Raw genomic sequence first — 16,347 nt, forward strand, 5'->3', positions numbered from 1 at the left:
CGGCTCATGCGACCCGCGCGGCCTGCCGACCCGCAATCCGACGAATGGACTCCAACATGCACAAGCAGATTTACGTGAACCTCGCCGTCGACGATCTCGAACGGTCGAAAGCATTTTTCAGCACGCTCGGGTTCAGCTTCGAGCCGCGCTTCACCAATGAGCAGGCGGCCTGTCTGATTCTCGGCGACAACCTCTACGCGATGCGGCTGATCAAGACCCTGTTCAAGTCATTCACGCGCAAGTCGCTTTGCAATCCGAAGGAAAGCACCGAGGCGCTGCTGGGATTGTCGTGCGAAAGCCGCGGCGAGGTGGATGCGCTGGTCGCGCGGGCGCTCGCCGCCGGCGGCACCGTGCCGCGCGCGCCGCAGGACTACGGCTTCATGTACGGACACGGCTTCGAGGACATCGACGGACATATCTGGGAGTTGATCTACATGGACCCGAACGCGCAGGCAGCGGGTTGAGGCCGTGACGACACAGGCGACCCATCGTGCCATCGAGGCAGTCTGGCGGATCGAATCCGCCAAGGTCATTGCCCACGTCGCGCGGATCGTGCGCGATGTCGGGCTCGCCGAGGAACTGGCGCAGGACGCGCTGGTGGCCGCGCTCGAACATTGGCCCGAGGCCGGCGTGCCCGACAATCCGGGAGCGTGGCTGATGGCGACCGCGAAGAACCGTGCGCTCGACCGCTTGCGGCAGGAAGCGCTGCGCGCCCGCAAGCGCGCGGAGCTGGGCCACGATCTCGACGCGCTGGAGGCGCACGTCGTGCCGGATTTCGTCGATTCACTCGATGCCGCGCGCGCCGACGATATCGGCGATGACTTGCTGCGGCTGGTGTTCACCGCGTGCCATCCGGTGCTGTCGACGGATGCGCGCGTCTCGCTCACGCTGCGCCTGCTCGGCGGCCTCACCACCGACGAAATCGCGCGCGCCTTTCTCGTGCCGGAAGCAACCATCGCGCAGCGGATCGTGCGCGCCAAGCGCACGCTGTCGGCGGCCAAGGTGCCGTTCGAGGTGCCGCAAGCGGACGCGCGCGCGGCGCGGCTCGCATCGGTACTGCAGGTGATCTACCTGATTTTCAACGAAGGCTATTCGGCCACGGCCGGCGACGACTGGATGCGTCCGGCGCTGTGCGAGGAAGCGCTGCGGCTCGGCCGCGTATTGAGCGTTCTCGTGCCGGATGAAAGCGAGGTGCATGGCCTCGTCGCGTTGATGGAGATTCAGGCGTCGCGCACGCGCGCTCGCACCGATGCGCAGGGCCGGCCGGTGTTGTTGCTCGATCAGGATCGCAGCCGCTGGGACCCGCTGCTGATTCGCCGCGGGCTCGCCGCGCTCGGCACTGCGCATGCACTAGGCGGCGCGAATGGTCCATACGCGTTGCAGGCCGCGCTGGCCGCCTGTCATGCGCGCGCCCGCCGCGCCGAAGATACCGACTGGGCGCAGATCGTCGCGTTGTACGACGCGCTCGCGCAGGTGGCGCCGTCGCCGGTGGTGGAGTTGAACCGGGCGGTGGCGGTGGGCATGGCGTTCGGGCCGGCTGCGGGACTGGAGATTGCCGACGCGCTCGCCGCCGGTACGGCGCTCGCCCACTATCACTGGCTGCCCAGCGTGCGCGCCGATCTGCTGGTCAAACTCGGGCGCGTGGAAGAAGCGCGCGCCGAGTTCGAACGCGCCGCCCGGATGACGCGCAACGCGCGCGAACGCGAGTTGCTGCTCGAACGTGCGCACGGCCTCGCGCATCGAGGCGCTTGATATCCAGCCAGGCTAGCGGATCAACTGACGCACACCCAACGCTACCATCAGACCGCCGCACACGCGATCGGCCCACGCCTTGCCGCGCCGGTACGCCGCCGCAATCCGCGCATGCGACAGCGTGCGCGCGACGAAGCCGTACCAACCGCTCGCGACGACACACACCATGCCGAGCATCGCGGCGGACGTGCCGATGCTCACATGCGCGGGCGCGGCGGACGAGAACACGGCGGCGAAGAACGCCATCGACTTCGGATTCGCGATGTTGGTCGCGAAGCCTTGCACGAACGCTTGCCGCAGGCCGCCGGCCGGCGCGTTCACGATGGACGCCGGCTGAGCCGCTGAAGCATTGACGATCAGACGGCCGCCGAACCAGATCAGATAAGCGGCGCCGGCCACCTTGACCGCGAGCGCCTCGAAACGCGTGGCCGATGCCGCCTTGTGCGCGACCGCGACGAAGTTCGGGCCCGGGATCACCACGCCCGCGATGTACACGGCGAACACGCCTGGAACGGCCGAACCATCAACCATACGACACTCCTTGTTGCGGACCTGTGGCGCCGGGAGCTGAGTGAGCCCGCGCGCGGACAGATGTCCGAAGCAGATACAGGCGCGGATTCAAGCCCCGAAAAACGCCGCGCCAGCGGTCAGCACGCCCGCGCCCGCCACGACGAACGACAGATTGCGCAGCCAGTTCTTGCGGGTCAGCAAAGTGATCGCGCACAGCGCAATCGCAACCTGAATCAACAGCGTGGCCTGCGCCCAGCGATGATGGCCGTGCAACAGCGCTTCGCTTCGGTTGTCGTTTGCGACGACTTCCTTTTCGATCGCTTCGGCCTTCTCGCGGATCGGCGTTTTCTGCTGCTTGTATTTGTCGACGTCGGCGAGGAATTTCGCGTGAGCGTCACTATTGCTTGCCGACAGCGCCGCGCCGAGTTCAGCGAGATTCTCTTTCTCGCCCTTGGCCTGGTAGTAATTCCACTGGTTCGATGCTTCGGTCTTCTTGATCGCGGCTTCGTTCTTGTAGAAGAGCGCGAGATTTTCGCTGTTGCCGCTCTGGTACGCACATAGCGCGCCGATCGTCGCGAGGATCGCCGTCATCACGGCCATGCGGCTCGCAAACGGATCCGCGTCGTGGTGAGCGACGTGCTCGACGGCATGGTCGTGCAGACCATGCACTTCATATTCTTCAGACATCCGATTCTCCGAGGCAATGTTTCTTTCGCAACCGGGCGGCGCGCGGGCCCGGGGCCTCAATCTTAGCGTGTGGCGCGCGGTGAGGGAAAAGACGCTGCTGCGCGGCGGCGCGGTTCGTTCAATGCACGCCCGATGAGAGCCACGTGCGCACCAGCGGAATCACATGCTCGCCGCCGAGCATGCCGAGCAGGCCGGCCAGCGCGATGGTCGGCGGCGCGGGGGACTTCACGTCCATCACGCTGTAGAGCAGGCCGACCATCACGCCCGCGGCCAGCGAGACCAGATGCGCTTTCATATTCGATGTCCCCTGGTAAAGGCGGGTCCTCACGCCCGCCGGTTGCGACGACGAGTCACATGCGGATGACGACGCGGCCACGCGTGCCGCCGGCCACTGCCTCATAGGCTTCGCGGGCCCGTTCGAGCGGAAACTCCTGCGCGATGGCTGGCCCCGTCAGTTTGCCGCTCTCGAAGCCTTCGACCAGAGCGGTCATCAACGGCGCCGATTCCGCGACGCCCAGCTTCGCACTGTCCACGCCGAGCAATTGGGTCTCGTTGTGATAGAAGTCGATCAGATCGAAGTCGACGCGGCGCTTGCCCGTGGCGCTGATTTCCAGCACCCGGCCGCGTCGTTTGACGAGACTCAGCGCGGTCTCGAACGCGACGCCGCCGACTGTGTCGTACACCACCTCGGTGCCTGCGCCGCCGGTTAGCTCGCGCAGGCGCTCGCTGACGTGTTCGTCGAACGGCACATAGTCGTCGATCAGCCGCCCGGCTGGCGTCGTCGCGTCGAGCGGCTGACGATCGACTGCGATCACGCGCGCGCCGTGCGCTTTCGCGATCTGCACCACCGCCCCGCCAACGCCGCCGCCCGCGCCGATCACCGCGATGATTTCGCCCGCGCGCAATTGCGCGTACTCGATGGTGCCGAGCCATGCGACCACGAAGTTCACGCCGATCGCGGCGGCCTCGGCGTGACTCAGCGTGGCGGGCTTGCGGGACAGCGCGGCGAGCGGAATCTTGATGAACTCCGCATGCGTGCCGTCGCGCGTGAAGCCGATGTCGCCCCCCGTGCCCCACACTTCGGCGCCGAGCCACGCTTGGGGGCCGTCGGCCACCACGCCGCTGAAGTCGCGCCCCGGCGTGCGCGGCAAGACTGTGTGCTTGAAATGGCCGGACACGTTCTTGACGTCGCTTGGATTCACCGAGGCCGCGATGATCCGTACCACGGCGCTGTCGGCATCGGCTTGCGGCGTGGGCAGATCGACGTAGTCGAGCACCGCCGGGGCGCCGAAGGATTTGAACTGGATTGCTTTCATCAGATGGGGGCTCCGGATGGATGCTGGGCTGCGGCATGCAGCCCAATGACCGCAGTCTAGTTGACTCGCATCAAGACGTCAGGACGAGGGCTTTCGAATTTCGGACAACGCGCAATGAGCGGGGCGCAGCGGCGTCGAGGCGTCAGTGCTGACGGCCTCCTGCGTGTTCCGGCGATCCATCCACGACCGCCTCGCTCAATGTGTCACCCGGATCGAAGCCGGTGGGCGGCGCACCCAGTTCGCGGCGGAACATATCGCTGAAGCTGCTCGGCTGGAACCCGAGCGAGCGCGCGATGGTGCTGACCGGGCGTCCCTGCGCGAGTGCCGACAAGGCCACCGCCAGTTGCACCTGACGCCGCCATTCGGCGAAGCCGACGCCCAGTTCACGCGTGAAGAGCCGCGCGAGCGTGCGCACGCTCGCGCCGGCCGATGCCGCATGCTGCTCGAAGCTGATCGCGATCGATGGGTTGTCGATCACCGCGCGGCATAGCGCTTCGAGCCGCCGGTCCGACGCGTCGGGCAGCGCGATGCGCAGCGACGAGCGCCGCGCGTGCGCGAGTTCCAGGGTCGCGAGACGATAGGCGGCGTCGAGATAGGTTTGATCGCGTGCGCGGGTGCGCTCATGTTCGGCAATCGACGTGATCAGTTCGCGCAGCAGTCCGTTGACCTCGAACACGTCGCTGCGCCGGCTCAGATGGCCGACATTGCGCTCGTGCAGATAGAGATTGCGCATCTCCACTTCGCTCATCATGTGGATCGAGTGGAGCGTGCCGGCCGGCAGCCAGACCGCGCGCTGCGGCGGCACGACCAGCGCTTCGCGGCCGACTTCGACCCACATCACGCCCGACACCGCATACAGCACCTGGGCCCAGGTGTGCGAGTGCGGGTCGATGCGCAGGCCGCGCGGATAGTGACGCGCAAGCGAGCTGGCATCGGCTTCGTCGTGGAGTTCGGGTGGGCGGGCTTTGGGCACGGCGGGTCGGGTGGCGCTAACGGGATTCCGGACCAGGCTGGCCCGTGTGCGAAGCATAGCGCGAGGCACGGGTCACCGCGCAGTCGCGTGCCATGCGATGGCGGCAGCAGCAGCGCGTTGCGTTTGAAGCAAGAGTCAACTCCTTGCGCATGAGACGCTGCAACGCTGCCGGCTGGCAGCGAGCGGCCGCCCGCTTTGGGCGGACTACCCGGAGTCTCAGGTGCGATGCCCCATCACCACCAGCAACGCCGACAACGTCACCACCGATCCCACCGTCGACAACAAAATCGTCCGCGACGTGATATGCGCTTCGCGTTCGTAGAACTCGGCGAGCATGAACGGACCGGTGCCGGTAGGTAGCGCGGCCAGCACGACCGCCATCTCGACGAGCATCGGCGAAAGGGCGAAGACACGCGCCGCGAGCCACCATGCCAGCGCCGGCTGCACCAGCAACTTGACGCCGGTCAGCAGCAGCGAGATGCCGGCCGCGCCGGCTTCGGCCGGCCGTTTCTCCGCGAGAAACAGGCCGAGGCTCACCAGCGCGCACGGACTTGCCGCGCCGGCCAGCAGCTTCAGAAACGTTTCCGCGCTGGCAGGCAACGCGACGTGCAAGCTGGCAAACAGCACGCCCGCCAGCGGCGATACGATCAGCGGATTGCGCGCGAGCGAGCGCAGCACTTTCAAGCCCAGCTTGTGCGGCGTGCGCTCGGTCTGCAAGCCGATTTCGATCAGCACGATCGCAAACGCGAACAGCACGCACGCGACGAGGATCGTCGCGATCGTGGTCGGCGTCAGGCTTGCCTCGCCGAACGCGATCATGCCGAGCGGAAAGCCGATGTAGCCCGTGTTCGGATACGACGCGGCAATGGCATCGACGCTGGCGTCGGCGAGATGCCGGCCGCCGAGCAATCGCGTCGCGAGGATCAGCACGAACACGCTGACGCACGCAATCGAAAACGTCGCGACGAAGGCCGGCTGGTACAACTGCCGCCAGGTGGCGTGCGCCATCGTGTCGAACAGCAGCGCGGGCAGCGCGAGCCAGACCACGAAACGGTTCAGTTCCGACGCGGAATTCGGGCCGAGCACGCCGCGCCGGCGGCACGCAAAGCCCGCGAAAATCAGGCCGAAGACGGGAAGCAGAATCTCGAGGGTGGCTAACATCGGGGCAAGAAGTGCGAGCGGACAGGGCGACCCGTCAGCGTAGTAGCTTGCGTTGATACAATCCAATACTGTTTTATCGCTTCGACGATACCTTTTTTGCATCGTCGTCCGAGAGGGAGTGCATCGTGATCGACATCAAGCCGCTGCGTTACTTCGTCATGCTCGCCGAGACGCGTCATTTCGGCCGCGCGGCGGCGCGACTGAATCTGTCGCAGCCACCGTTGAGCCGGCAACTGGCGGCGCTGGAGGCGAGCCTCGGCGTCACGCTGATCGAGCGCACCCCGCGCAGCGTGACGTTGACCGCGGCCGGCCAACGCTTCTACGCCGATGCGAAAGCGATTCTCGCGGCGGTGGAGCAGGCGGTCAGCAACGCGCAAGCCGCCGCCCACGGCGACGCCGGCAAGCTCTCGATCGGTTTCACGATGTGCTCGGCGTACAGCGTCGTGCCCGGCTATGCGCGGGTGTTCGGCGCCGCGTATCCGGAGGTCGCGCTGAATTTGCGTGAAGTCGTGTCAAACGATCTCGCCGTGCAGGTGCTCGCCGGTCAGATCGACGCGGCCATCATGTTCCCAAACGTGCCCGACAAGGGGCTCGCCACCCGCACGATTCTCCGCGAGCCGCTGTGTGTCGCGCTCTCGCGCAGCCATCCGCGCGCCCGCGCGCGGCGTCTGAGGATCGGGCAACTGGCGGGCGAGCCGTTCGTGCTCGCGTCCGCGGAAGTCGCGCCGAGTCTGCGCGCGGCGATTCTCGACCATTGCCGCTCGGGCGGCTTCGAACCGGATATCCGCTTCGAAGTGCAATTGCAGCAGACCGTGCTGAATCTCGTCGATGAAGGCGTGGGCGTCGCGCTGGTGCCCTCGTCGATGCGCAAGGCGCAACTCGCGGGCGTGGTATTCAGGCCGCTGGTCGACGCACCGCAGGTCGAGCAGGAGCTGGCGTGGTCGCCGACGAATCGCAATCCGTGTCTCGCGCGGTTTCTCGAACTGGCGTGAAGGCTGAGGTCAGGGGCTGGCGAGAGGATTGACGGGGACCGGGTCGTCCTCTGGATAGCGCAGCGCGTCCTGCTTGATGCCGCGGCGCAGCCAGACAGTCCACAGCGTCAGGCCGGCGTAGACGCCGTAACGCAGCACGTTGGACGCGAGAGCCGAGCGCGGATCGTTCGGCCATTGCCAGACGACCGCACTACGCAGGATGTTCTCGCCAACCATGCCGACGCCCCACACGAGCGTCATCAGGCGGATATAAGCGGCGAGCGTGGGTCGTTCGCGCCAATGTCTTTCGAAGCTCTCGGCGCTGCGATGATCCTCGCGCGACATCGTCGAGCGGGCCAGATAGAACACGAGCGGTGGCCGCAGCGCGAGCGACGCGAGGAACGACGCGCCGATCATGCCCGACACCATCGGGTCTTCGATCGACTGCATGCGCGCATCGCCGCCGCCGAGCCTGGCAAGCACCGACAGCACGACGCCGGCCAGCACGATCGCGCTGAGCGCGTCGAAATGGCGGTAGCGCAGCAGATCCCAACTCATCCACGCGACCAGCGGCACAGCCAACGCGAGCAGCGCGCCGAGCCGGCCCCGTGCGGCAACGCGAGGCGGTACGCGAGCCAGGGTAGGGCGACGTTGACGAGCAGTGCGCTGAGGTAGCGCAGGCGGGGTTTCATCGGCTGGGCGGTGGCGAGCGTGGCAAGGAGCGCGAGCCGCGCATGCCGTGGCCGACGCGTTGACTGCGCCGACGTGGTCGCGCTGACTCGCGCAAACATATCCGGGCAGTGTAGGGCGAAGTCGCGGCGCATGCCACGGGTTGCGGTGCGCGGCGAGCGCAACGTGCGGACCGCGCGACGCCGGAAGCGCCACCGCGTGCTTACCTCAGGCCGCCGCCCTCTGCCGCGCAATCAAATCCGCCAGCCGCTCAACCTGCCGGCCTTGCGCATCGAAGTTGCCGGCGTCGAGCCAACGCATATAACTCGAACGCAGCGCAGGCCATTCACTGTCGATGATCGAAAACCACGCGGTATCGCGATTGCGTTCGCGATACACGATCGCCTGACGGAAGATCCCTTCGAACGTGAAGCCATAGCGCAATGCAGCCGCGCGCGACGGCTCGTTCAACGAATCGCACTTCCATTCGAAGCGCCGATAGCCCAGCTTGTCGAACACTTCGTTCATCAGCACGAACATCGCTTCAGTGGCGATGCGCGTGCGCTTCAGGCGCGGCGAATACGTGACGTGACCGACTTCGATCACGCCGTTCGCGCGGTCGATACGCATCAGCGCGAGCGTGCCGACCGCCTTGCCGCTCTCCAGGTCGATCACCGCATAGTGCAGCGGATCCGCGGAGGCGGCGGCGCGCGTCAGATGCTCGCGATAGGACGCGAGGCTGTCGAACGGACCGACCGCCAGATAGGTCCAGTCGCGGCCATCGGACGCCGAGCTGTACGCGTCGAACAGATGGCCGGCATCACGCTCGACGTCGACCGGTTCGATCCGGCAATAGCGGCCCGTCAGCGGTTCGCGGCCGGGCAGTAGGGCCCCGTTCCAGCCCGGCACGGGCGCGCCGATCGGCTGGTCGAACGCATTGCGTCTGGGTTCCATGGCTGCTCTCCTGTCGTTCGTGAAGTTCGTGAATGATCGTCGATGAGTGGAACGATACGGCAATCGTGGTATGTTCAAAAGATCCACCATTAGCCCATTCGATAGGTCCAGCCGCCATGATCGAGATCATCGGTCCGCTCGTCCATGCGCCCGCAGCGGCGCCCGTCGCCACTCGCGGCGCGAAGCCCGCGCCGCTGCAAAAGCAGTTGATCGAGCGTTTACAGCAGGCGATCCTCGCCGGGCGTCTGCCCGCCGGGTCGCTGTTGCCGTCGTCGCGTTCGCTGGCGGCGGAGATGGGCGTGTCGCGCAACACGGTAGTGATCGCTTACGAGCACCTGGCCGCTGTCGGCTACGTGGTCGCCGACAAAAAGGGCACGCGCGTAAGTCCGCTCTCCAGCCCGGCCGCGCGCGGTGAGCCGCCGGTTCACACCGCGCTGCCCGAGGTCGTCTACGCGGCGCGCGTCGCGCAGTTCGCCGCGACCCGCACGCATACCGACAACACCTTTTCGCTGACCCCCGGCACACCCGCGCTGGACCGCTTCCCGCTCGGCGCCTGGCGGCGCGCGCTCGAGCGTTCGATGGACGAGGCGTTGCCGCTCGCGCTCGGCTACGGCACGCCGGCGGGCGAGCCGGCGTTGCGCGACGCGATCGCCGCGCATCTGCGGATGGCGCGCGGCGTGCGCTGTGAAGGCTCGCAGGTGGTGATCACCGAGGGCGCGCAGGAGGCGCTGAATCTGTGCGTGCGCCTCTTCACGAATCCGGGCGATGTCGCCTGGGTCGAGGACCCGGGTTATCGCGGCGCGAAGGCCGCGTTCAACCTTGGCGATCTGAAGACGCTGCCGATCCCCGTCGACGCCGAAGGCATGGCCGCGCCGTCCGGCGCATGGCGCGCACATCCACCGAGGCTGATCTACACGTCGCCCGCGCATCAGTACCCTACGGGTGCGGTGCTGTCGGTGGCGCGCCGTCTGGAGTTGATCGCGCAGGCGCGGCGCTGCGGCGCGTGGCTGATCGAGGACGACTACGACGGCGAATTCCGCCACACCGGCGAGCCGATCGCCAGCATGCAAGGCCTCGTCGACGATGCGCCGGTGCTGTATGTCGGCTCGTTTAGCAAGACGATGTTTCCGGCGCTGCGCATCGGCTTCGTCGTGCTGCCGCGCGCGATCGGAGCGCACGCCGCCGTCGCGTTGCAGGAGATGCTGCGCGGCGGGCATCGGCTGGAGCAGCTGGCGCTTGCGCATTTCATCGAAAGCGGCGAGTTCGGGCGGCATCTCGGGCGTATGCGGCGGCTGTACCGGGATCGCCAGCAGGCGCTGCGCGATGCGCTCACCGCGCATTTCGCGTCGGCGCAGATTCTCGGCGGCGATTGCGGCATGCATCTGACGCTGCGTTTGCCGCCGCGCGTTGCCGATCGAACCCTCGCTGAACGCGCGCGTGCCGCAAGGCTCAATCCCCGCGCGCTGTCCGGCTTCGCGCTGCTGCCGCGCGCGGAAACCAACGGGCTGGTGATCGGCTATGGCAACACGCCCGCCGAGCGCCTCGCGCCCGCCATCGACACGTTGGCCGAGCTGGCGCGCGAACTGGAAGGCAAGCCGGCGCGCGGCTCAAAAGGGGCTGCGGCGGCCGTGTCGGGCGCCGCGCTGCGCGAGTAAGTTTTTAGGTTTGTCCGCGCGGCCCATGTCGCGCTATCGTGTCGTTTATGCGCGGCGAGATCGAGATGTTCGAAGTCGACGAATTGCCCGCAAGTCATACCCGGCGCACCGCGTTGCAACAACGCGTGGCGGGCGGTGTCAGCCGCTGTCAGGTCCGGGTATGAAGAATGCGTTGCTTGTGTTTTCTATCACGCTTTATCCGACCGGAGACGACATGAAGGAAATCGAACCGACCCCGTGGTTTGAGCTTGCCGCCCACGCGCCCGTCCGTGAAGGCTGGTACGAGGTGCAGTTGACGAGCGGGGACACGGCGTTTGCGAAATTTGGTGACGGCATCTGGACCGAGAAACCGTTGCTGGTGTTCACGCACTGGCGCGGCTTGTCTGCCGATCCATCGAAAGCCGCCGAGGGCGAGGCCGAATCCATCGGCGCCGAGGCCACCGCGGCCCAGGGCGTACGGGCCGCCTGGAACGCATTCTTCCCGGGACTCGGCGAAGAACAGCACAAACCGCTCGACGCGGTGCCCAACGGCAAAGCGCCACATTGACAGATGCGCGGGACGGCAGCTTGCGGGCTGCCGTCATGAAGCGTGTTTGCTCTCCCTCTTTCTGTTGTAGCGCTTCTGCGGCGTGGCCGCGCCGTTTGCATAGGCGCAGTCCACCGCGGCGGCGACCGTCGTGAGATAGGCCGCCGAATCGCCTGCTTTGAAAAGATCCGCCCGACGTTGTCGCGGGCCACCCAGGTGCTCAATCATGGACCGATCACGATCATCAGCAGCGTGCACGGTGGCCGCTCGAACGTGATCGCGGCGTCGTGGGCGATGCCGCTCGACTTCAACCCGCCGAAGCTGGTGGTCGTGGTGGTCAGCCGCACGCTCACGCGCCAACTGATCGAAGCGAGCGGCGTGTTCGGCCTGCAACTGCCGAGCCGTGGCTTCGCCGCGCAAACGCTGGCAGTGGGCAGCCACGCGGGCGCCGATCTCGACAAGTTCTCCGCGTTCGATCTCGACACGTTCGCCGCGCAAATCATCGACGTGCCGATGCTGACCGGCTGCATCACGTGGATGGAGTGCACGGTGATTGCGGACGAGAGCCAGCGTCACGATCTGATCATCGGCGAAGTGGTCGCCGCGTATGCGGACAGCCGCGTGTATTCGAACAACCGTTGGCATTTCGGCGACGACCCCGATCTGCGCACCTGCCATTACGTGGCCGGCGGGACGTTTTTCACCAACGGCGACGCGTTTGAGGTCGCGCCGGTGAGCGCGGGGTCAGCGGATTGACGAGCGGCAGGCGGCGCGACGAGTTCGCGCCACCGTGTGCTGCATCAGTTGACGCCCTCGGCAAACGTCTTCAGCGCATCGCCCGCCAACCGGTAACGCACCCATTCGCTTTGCGCGCTCGCGCCGATCGACTTGTAGAAGCCGATCGCCGGTTCGTTCCAGTCGAGCACGCTCCATTCGAAGCGGCCGCAACCGGTATCGCACGCGATTTGCGCGAGGTGGCGCAGCATCTGCTTGCCCGCGCCGCTGCCGCGCGATGCGGGCGACACGTATAGGTCTTCCAGGTAAAGCCCCTGTTTGCCGAGCCACGTGGAGTACGAAAAGAAGTAGACGCAGAAGCCGACCGGCTCGCCGTTCATTTCGCAAATGAGCGACGTGGCCGGAGCGCCGGCGCGAAACAGGCTGGCTTCGATGTCTTCGACGCTGGCGACGACTTCGTGCTCGGCTTTTTCGTACACCGCGAGTTCGGTGATGAAGCGAAGAATCAGCGCTGCGTCGGCGGCGGTGGCGGGGCGGATGTGAATAGTCAAGGCAACGGGCTCGATGGGTTGGATGGCGGATCGACGCCGGGCGAGAACGCGTCGGCTGCGGATCGGACGTACATCGTAGCGTTTATTGCATGGTTATGGCCAGCCATGCAGCTCGTGCGCAGCACTCGCCACCATAGCGGTTGACGCGCGCGGACAAAATCGCTTGCTGTCGATCCATGGACTTCCACTCGATTCCCTTCTCTGCCGTCACCACCACGGCGACCATCTTCACAGGCGGGTCGTCTGGAGGTTGCGCGCTAGCAGCAAGAGTCGCAGTGGCAAACCACCAAAGGCCCCGCCGGAAACGGACGGGGCCTTTGGCGTTTCTGGCTCTCCGTTTTCGGCATCCATCAACGATCCACCGGCGATTCATCGGCGAATCTGCAACGGTATTCGAGCAAACGGAGCATGACTGTGAACGACATCGACGATCGTGTACCAGGCAACAAACTCGACCTCTTCCATCAACAGGAGGAAGGCGCCGGCATGGTGTTCTGTCCGCGCGGCTGGGGGTTATATCGCGTGCTGGAAGATTGTGTGCGCGCTTGCATGCGTCGCGCGGACTCGCACGTGTTCTGCGCGCACGCGCATATCGAAGCCGAAGTGGGCCGCTTCTGCTCGCTGCTGCGGTCGGTCTATGCGGACCTCGGCTTTCCGGCGTTCGAGGTCGCGCTGGCGACGCGGCCGGCTTCGCGAGCGGGCAGCGATGCAACGTGGGATCGGGCGGAACACGCGTTGGCGGATGCCGCGCGCGCGGCCGGTCTCGCATTCGTCTTGCGCGAAGGCGAGGGTGCGTTTTACGGCCGAAACTAGAGTTCCATCTGACGGACAGCCGCGCGCGGTGCTGGCAATGCGGCACGATCCAGCTCGACTTCGTGCTGCCCGAACGGCTCGACGCGGAATTTGTCAACGAGCGCAATGAGCGCGAGCGGCCCGTGATGATTCACCACGCGGTGCTTGGGAGCATGGAGCGTTTCATCGCGATGCTGCTCGAACATCACGAAGGCTGGCTGCCGATGTGGCTCGCGCCCGAACAGGTCGTGGTGGTGACGATCAGCGACGCGATTGCGGCTTACGCGCACGAGCTGATGCAAGCGCTCGACGATGCGGGCATCAGGGCATACCTCGACAGCCGGCCCGAGTGGCTGGAGAAGCAGATCGTCGATGCGCGCGAGAAGCAGGTGCCGATCCTGGTCGCGTTGGGCTCGCGCGATGAGCGCGATCGGACGATCAGCATTCGCCTGCGCGATGGGCGGCAGTTGACGCTGACTTTTGCGGAGGGTGTCGAGCATTTGCGCCTGGCGGCGCCGCCGCCGCCGGTGGCCGCGCGAGCGTGATGCGTTGGGTGCTTCGAGACGGCGGCGGGCGCGGCGCCGGATCGACGCTTCACCCCTTCAGCGGCAACCAGATCTCCACCCCGCCCATTCCGCTCACCGGATCAAACTGCTCGCCATACCGCTCGAAATTCGGCGCATCCGCAGGCACATGACCCGACGCCGGCAGCCACTGATTCCAGATCGTATTCAACGTGCGGCGAATGGCCGAAATGTGCTCGCGATGACTAAACACCGCATACTTCTGCGCGGCGATCCGCACGCGGCTCAACTCCGCGGGCAACGCCGAAAAATCGCTGACTTCGACGCCGCACAGATAATCGAAATTGCCCGCGTCGTCCGCGTTGTAGCACACGCCATAAGCGACGCTGCCCACTTGGCCCGGCACCTTGCCGAAGTACGCGCCGAAGCGCTGCCATTGCGATGGAATGGCCTTGCTGGTGTCGCACGTATAGCGCTCGTTCATACCCGCGACGAGAAACGGCTTGCCGTCTTCGAAGCGGGGCGGCTCAAGATGCGTGAGAAGGGTTTCGTCCATTTTGATCGGCTCCACGATGGCGATGTCATCCAGTTGGCCCCGCGCGCGCAGCGCTTCGGGCGTGAGTCCGAATTGCTCGCGAAACGCGCGGGTGAATGCTTCATGAGAACCGTAACCGGCGTCGATGGCGACCGCCAGAATGTCGGGGGCGCCGTCGGCGAGACGTCGCGCGGCTTCGCTCAGACGGCGCGCGCGCACGTAGCGCATCACCGAAAGCCCGGTGGCCGCTTCGAAAGCCCGCGCCAGATGAAAGCGCGACACGCACCCGCATTGGGCGATGTCGTCGAGCGTCAGATCGCCTGCATAATGGCTTTCGATAAACCAGAGCGCTTTTCCGACCGGGTTCATATCGGCTCTCATATCAGCATGAAGCCAGCATAGCCAGTGGCGAGGCACCGCGTTTGATCGCGCTTGCGGTTTTGCTGTGACTCACGCGTGACGGCGCGCGGCTCAGAAGTTTTCGGTCGCCGCCTCGTTGCCGGTGGCGCGCGCCGGTTGCGACGATACCGGCACGCCGTGAGCACTCGCGCCGCCCGGCTGCCCAGGCTGCCCCGGCCGCAACAGCAAGCCGCCGAGAATGCCAGCCGCCGCAGCGAAAATCGCGCCCAACACAAACGCCACGTGATAGCCGCCATTAAGCGCTGCGGGCGCGCTCCCCGCTGCTTGCAGCGCATCGCTGCGCGCGGCCGCGAGACTCGCGAGCACCGCAAGCCCAAGCGCGCCGCCCATCATGAACGACGTATTGACGATCCCGGACGCGAGGCCCGAATCGGCCGGATCGACATCGCTCATCGCGGCGAGCAGCATCGGATTGAATGCGATGCCCGCGCCGACACCGAGCAGGATCATGCCGGGCAGCACGTCGGGCACGAAGCTGCCGCCGACCGGCGCGCGTGCGAACCACGCGAGCGCGCACGCCGCCATCAGCAGACCCGCCGCCAGCGGACGGCGCAGGCCGAAGCGCATCACCACGCGCGCCGACAGGCCGAGCGAGAAAAACGCCATGATCAGATTCGACGGCAGGAATGCGAGCCCGACCTGCCACGGCCGGTAGCCGAGCACGCGCTGCAGGTACAGCGCGGAGATGAAGAACCACGCGAACATCGCCGCCGCCCACAGCACGGCGACAACGTTCGCGATCGAGACATTGCGCAAGCGGAACAGGCCGAGCGGCATCAACGGATGCTGGACCCGCGCTTCGATCACCAGGAACGCGGCCAGCAGCACGAGCCCGGCGAACAGCAAGCCGAGCGTTTGAGCCGAGGTCCAGCCCGCTTCATTGGCGTTGACCACCGCGTAGACGGCCAGCATCAGCGACGCGGTGACCGTTACCGCGCCGGCCACGTCGAGCCGCTCGCCGTGAGCTTGTCCGCGAGCGGCCGGCAGCAGCGCGGCACACGCTGCGTACACTGCGACGCCGATCGGCAGATTGACGAGAAAGATCCAGTGCCAGCTCAGCAGGTTGGTGAGCAGGCCGCCCAGCAGCACGCCGATACTGCCGCCGCCCGCGCAGACGAAGCCTACACGCCCATTGCCTTCGCACGCTCGCCGGACTCGGTGAACAGATTCATGATCAACGACAGCGATACCGCCGAGACGACCGCGCCGCCGAGTCCCTGCAGGGCGCGTGCGCCGATCAGCAGGATTTGCGAGTTCGCCATCCCGCAAGCGAGCGACGCCAGCGTGAACAGCGTGATGCCGCCGAGAAACAGCTTGCGGTGTCCGTACAGATCGCCGAGCCGTCCGCCGAGCAGCAGAAAGCCGCCGAAGGTCAGCATGTACGCGTTGACTACCCAGACCAGCGAGGTTTCGGTGAAACCGAGGTCCGCCGCGATGGACGGCAGCGCGACGTTGACGATGGTGGTGTCGAGCACGATCATCAAGTCGCCCAGGCACAGGACGATCAGCGCCAGCCAGCGTTGCCTGCCGTGAATGGAATGGGTCATGCGGGCGCTCCTGTGCCGCGCTCGCGCGGATTCAAGGGACTCGACCCGCGGCGGAACGCGGGCCATCTG

General features: G+C 66.3%; 19 protein-coding genes and 2 pseudogenes. 8 read left to right on the plus strand and 13 right to left on the minus strand.

Annotated features, from left to right (window positions below):
* Nucleotides 1-56 precede the first annotated feature (56 nt).
* Together PQR02_RS15945 and PQR02_RS15950 are read left to right on the plus strand one after the other, a co-directional pair.
* Nucleotides 57-464: a VOC family protein gene (locus PQR02_RS15945; RefSeq protein ID WP_408232406.1), complete on the plus strand. Its 408-nt coding sequence runs from the start codon at nt 57-59 to the stop codon at nt 462-464.
* Between the two features lie 4 nt (nt 465-468).
* The gene (locus tag PQR02_RS15950) at nt 469-1,752 is read left to right on the plus strand and encodes an RNA polymerase sigma factor (protein WP_408232409.1); all 1,284 of its coding nucleotides are present in this window, start codon (nt 469-471) and stop codon (nt 1,750-1,752) included.
* Between the two features lie 12 nt (nt 1,753-1,764).
* Here PQR02_RS15950 and PQR02_RS15955 read toward each other — a convergent pair whose 3' ends face one another.
* From PQR02_RS15955 to PQR02_RS15980, 6 genes are all read right to left on the minus strand, one after another.
* The gene (locus PQR02_RS15955; protein ID WP_408232412.1) at nt 1,765-2,283 is read right to left on the minus strand and encodes a LysE family translocator; all 519 of its coding nucleotides are present in this window, start codon (nt 2,281-2,283) and stop codon (nt 1,765-1,767) included.
* Between the two features lie 87 nt (nt 2,284-2,370).
* Nucleotides 2,371-2,949, minus strand: coding sequence for a DUF4337 domain-containing protein (locus PQR02_RS15960; protein ID WP_408232415.1), 579 nt, complete (start codon nt 2,947-2,949; stop codon nt 2,371-2,373).
* A gap of 118 nt (nt 2,950-3,067) precedes the next feature.
* Entirely contained in the window at nt 3,068-3,244 is a 177-nt protein-coding gene (locus PQR02_RS15965; RefSeq protein WP_408232418.1) for a DUF1427 family protein, read from the minus strand.
* 55 nt (nt 3,245-3,299) lie between these two features.
* Complete coding sequence (locus PQR02_RS15970; RefSeq protein WP_408232421.1) at nt 3,300-4,265, minus strand: quinone oxidoreductase family protein; 966 nt, start codon at nt 4,263-4,265, stop codon at nt 3,300-3,302.
* A 142-nt stretch (nt 4,266-4,407) separates the two neighbouring features.
* On the minus strand, nt 4,408-5,238 hold the full coding sequence (locus tag PQR02_RS15975; RefSeq protein ID WP_408232424.1) for an AraC family transcriptional regulator: 831 nt from the start codon (nt 5,236-5,238) through the stop codon (nt 4,408-4,410).
* A gap of 216 nt (nt 5,239-5,454) precedes the next feature.
* Nucleotides 5,455-6,399, minus strand: a complete 945-nt coding sequence (locus tag PQR02_RS15980) for an AEC family transporter (protein ID WP_408232427.1) — start codon at nt 6,397-6,399, stop codon at nt 5,455-5,457.
* A gap of 125 nt (nt 6,400-6,524) precedes the next feature.
* Here PQR02_RS15980 and PQR02_RS15985 point away from each other — a divergent pair, with 125 nt between their 5' ends.
* On the plus strand, nt 6,525-7,391 hold the full coding sequence (locus PQR02_RS15985; protein ID WP_408232430.1) for a LysR family transcriptional regulator: 867 nt from the start codon (nt 6,525-6,527) through the stop codon (nt 7,389-7,391).
* A 9-nt stretch (nt 7,392-7,400) separates the two neighbouring features.
* Here the strand turns inward: PQR02_RS15985 and PQR02_RS15990 are convergent.
* Nucleotides 7,401-8,062: pseudogene (locus tag PQR02_RS15990) on the minus strand (VC0807 family protein).
* 205 nt (nt 8,063-8,267) lie between these two features.
* Nucleotides 8,268-8,993 carry a GNAT family N-acetyltransferase gene (locus tag PQR02_RS15995; protein WP_408232433.1) on the minus strand — a complete coding sequence of 242 codons (726 nt, stop codon included), beginning with the start codon at nt 8,991-8,993 and terminating at the stop codon, nt 8,268-8,270.
* Nucleotides 8,994-9,109: 116 nt separating this feature from the next.
* Here PQR02_RS15995 and pdxR point away from each other — a divergent pair, with 116 nt between their 5' ends.
* A complete protein-coding gene (gene pdxR / locus PQR02_RS16000; RefSeq protein ID WP_408232436.1) occupies nt 9,110-10,648 on the plus strand; it encodes a MocR-like pyridoxine biosynthesis transcription factor PdxR in 1,539 nt (512 codons plus the stop codon).
* A 214-nt stretch (nt 10,649-10,862) separates the two neighbouring features.
* Complete coding sequence (locus tag PQR02_RS16005; RefSeq protein ID WP_408232439.1) at nt 10,863-11,195, plus strand: hypothetical protein; 333 nt, start codon at nt 10,863-10,865, stop codon at nt 11,193-11,195.
* Between the two features lie 33 nt (nt 11,196-11,228).
* Here PQR02_RS16005 and PQR02_RS16010 read toward each other — a convergent pair whose 3' ends face one another.
* Complete coding sequence (locus PQR02_RS16010; protein ID WP_408232554.1) at nt 11,229-11,402, minus strand: hypothetical protein; 174 nt, start codon at nt 11,400-11,402, stop codon at nt 11,229-11,231.
* Here PQR02_RS16010 and PQR02_RS16015 point away from each other — a divergent pair.
* Nucleotides 11,361-11,930: a flavin reductase family protein gene (locus tag PQR02_RS16015; RefSeq protein ID WP_408232551.1), complete on the plus strand. Its 570-nt coding sequence runs from the start codon at nt 11,361-11,363 to the stop codon at nt 11,928-11,930. The two genes, PQR02_RS16010 and PQR02_RS16015, sit on opposite strands and share 42 nt — an antisense overlap.
* Before the next feature lie 44 nt (nt 11,931-11,974).
* Here the strand turns inward: PQR02_RS16015 and PQR02_RS16020 are convergent, their stop codons facing one another.
* Nucleotides 11,975-12,460 (minus strand): GNAT family N-acetyltransferase, encoded by a 486-nt coding sequence (locus PQR02_RS16020; protein ID WP_408232442.1) that lies wholly within the window; start codon nt 12,458-12,460, stop codon nt 11,975-11,977.
* A gap of 82 nt (nt 12,461-12,542) precedes the next feature.
* On the minus strand, nt 12,543-12,692 hold the full coding sequence (locus PQR02_RS16025) for a hypothetical protein (RefSeq protein ID WP_408232445.1): 150 nt from the start codon (nt 12,690-12,692) through the stop codon (nt 12,543-12,545).
* 182 nt (nt 12,693-12,874) lie between these two features.
* Between PQR02_RS16025 and PQR02_RS16030 the strand changes: the two genes are divergently transcribed.
* Nucleotides 12,875-13,273 (plus strand): hypothetical protein, encoded by a 399-nt coding sequence (locus PQR02_RS16030; RefSeq protein WP_408232448.1) that lies wholly within the window; start codon nt 12,875-12,877, stop codon nt 13,271-13,273.
* Nucleotides 13,174-13,797 carry an aminoacyl--tRNA ligase-related protein gene (locus PQR02_RS16035; RefSeq protein ID WP_408232451.1) on the plus strand — a complete coding sequence of 208 codons (624 nt, stop codon included), beginning with the start codon at nt 13,174-13,176 and terminating at the stop codon, nt 13,795-13,797. Before PQR02_RS16030 ends, PQR02_RS16035 begins: the two co-directional genes overlap by 100 nt.
* 49 nt (nt 13,798-13,846) lie before the next feature.
* On the opposite strand, the gene PQR02_RS16040 is transcribed toward PQR02_RS16035, so the two are convergent.
* Together PQR02_RS16040 and PQR02_RS16045 are read right to left on the minus strand one after the other, a co-directional pair.
* Nucleotides 13,847-14,680 carry an AraC family transcriptional regulator gene (locus PQR02_RS16040; RefSeq protein WP_408232454.1) on the minus strand — a complete coding sequence of 278 codons (834 nt, stop codon included), beginning with the start codon at nt 14,678-14,680 and terminating at the stop codon, nt 13,847-13,849.
* 102 nt (nt 14,681-14,782) lie between these two features.
* Nucleotides 14,783-16,278 (minus strand): annotated as a pseudogene (locus tag PQR02_RS16045) (DHA2 family efflux MFS transporter permease subunit).
* Between the last annotated feature and the right edge of the window lie 69 nt (nt 16,279-16,347).

It is taken from the genome of Paraburkholderia sediminicola, from assembly GCF_046026895.1.
Lineage (GTDB): Bacteria > Pseudomonadota > Gammaproteobacteria > Burkholderiales > Burkholderiaceae > Paraburkholderia > Paraburkholderia sediminicola_C.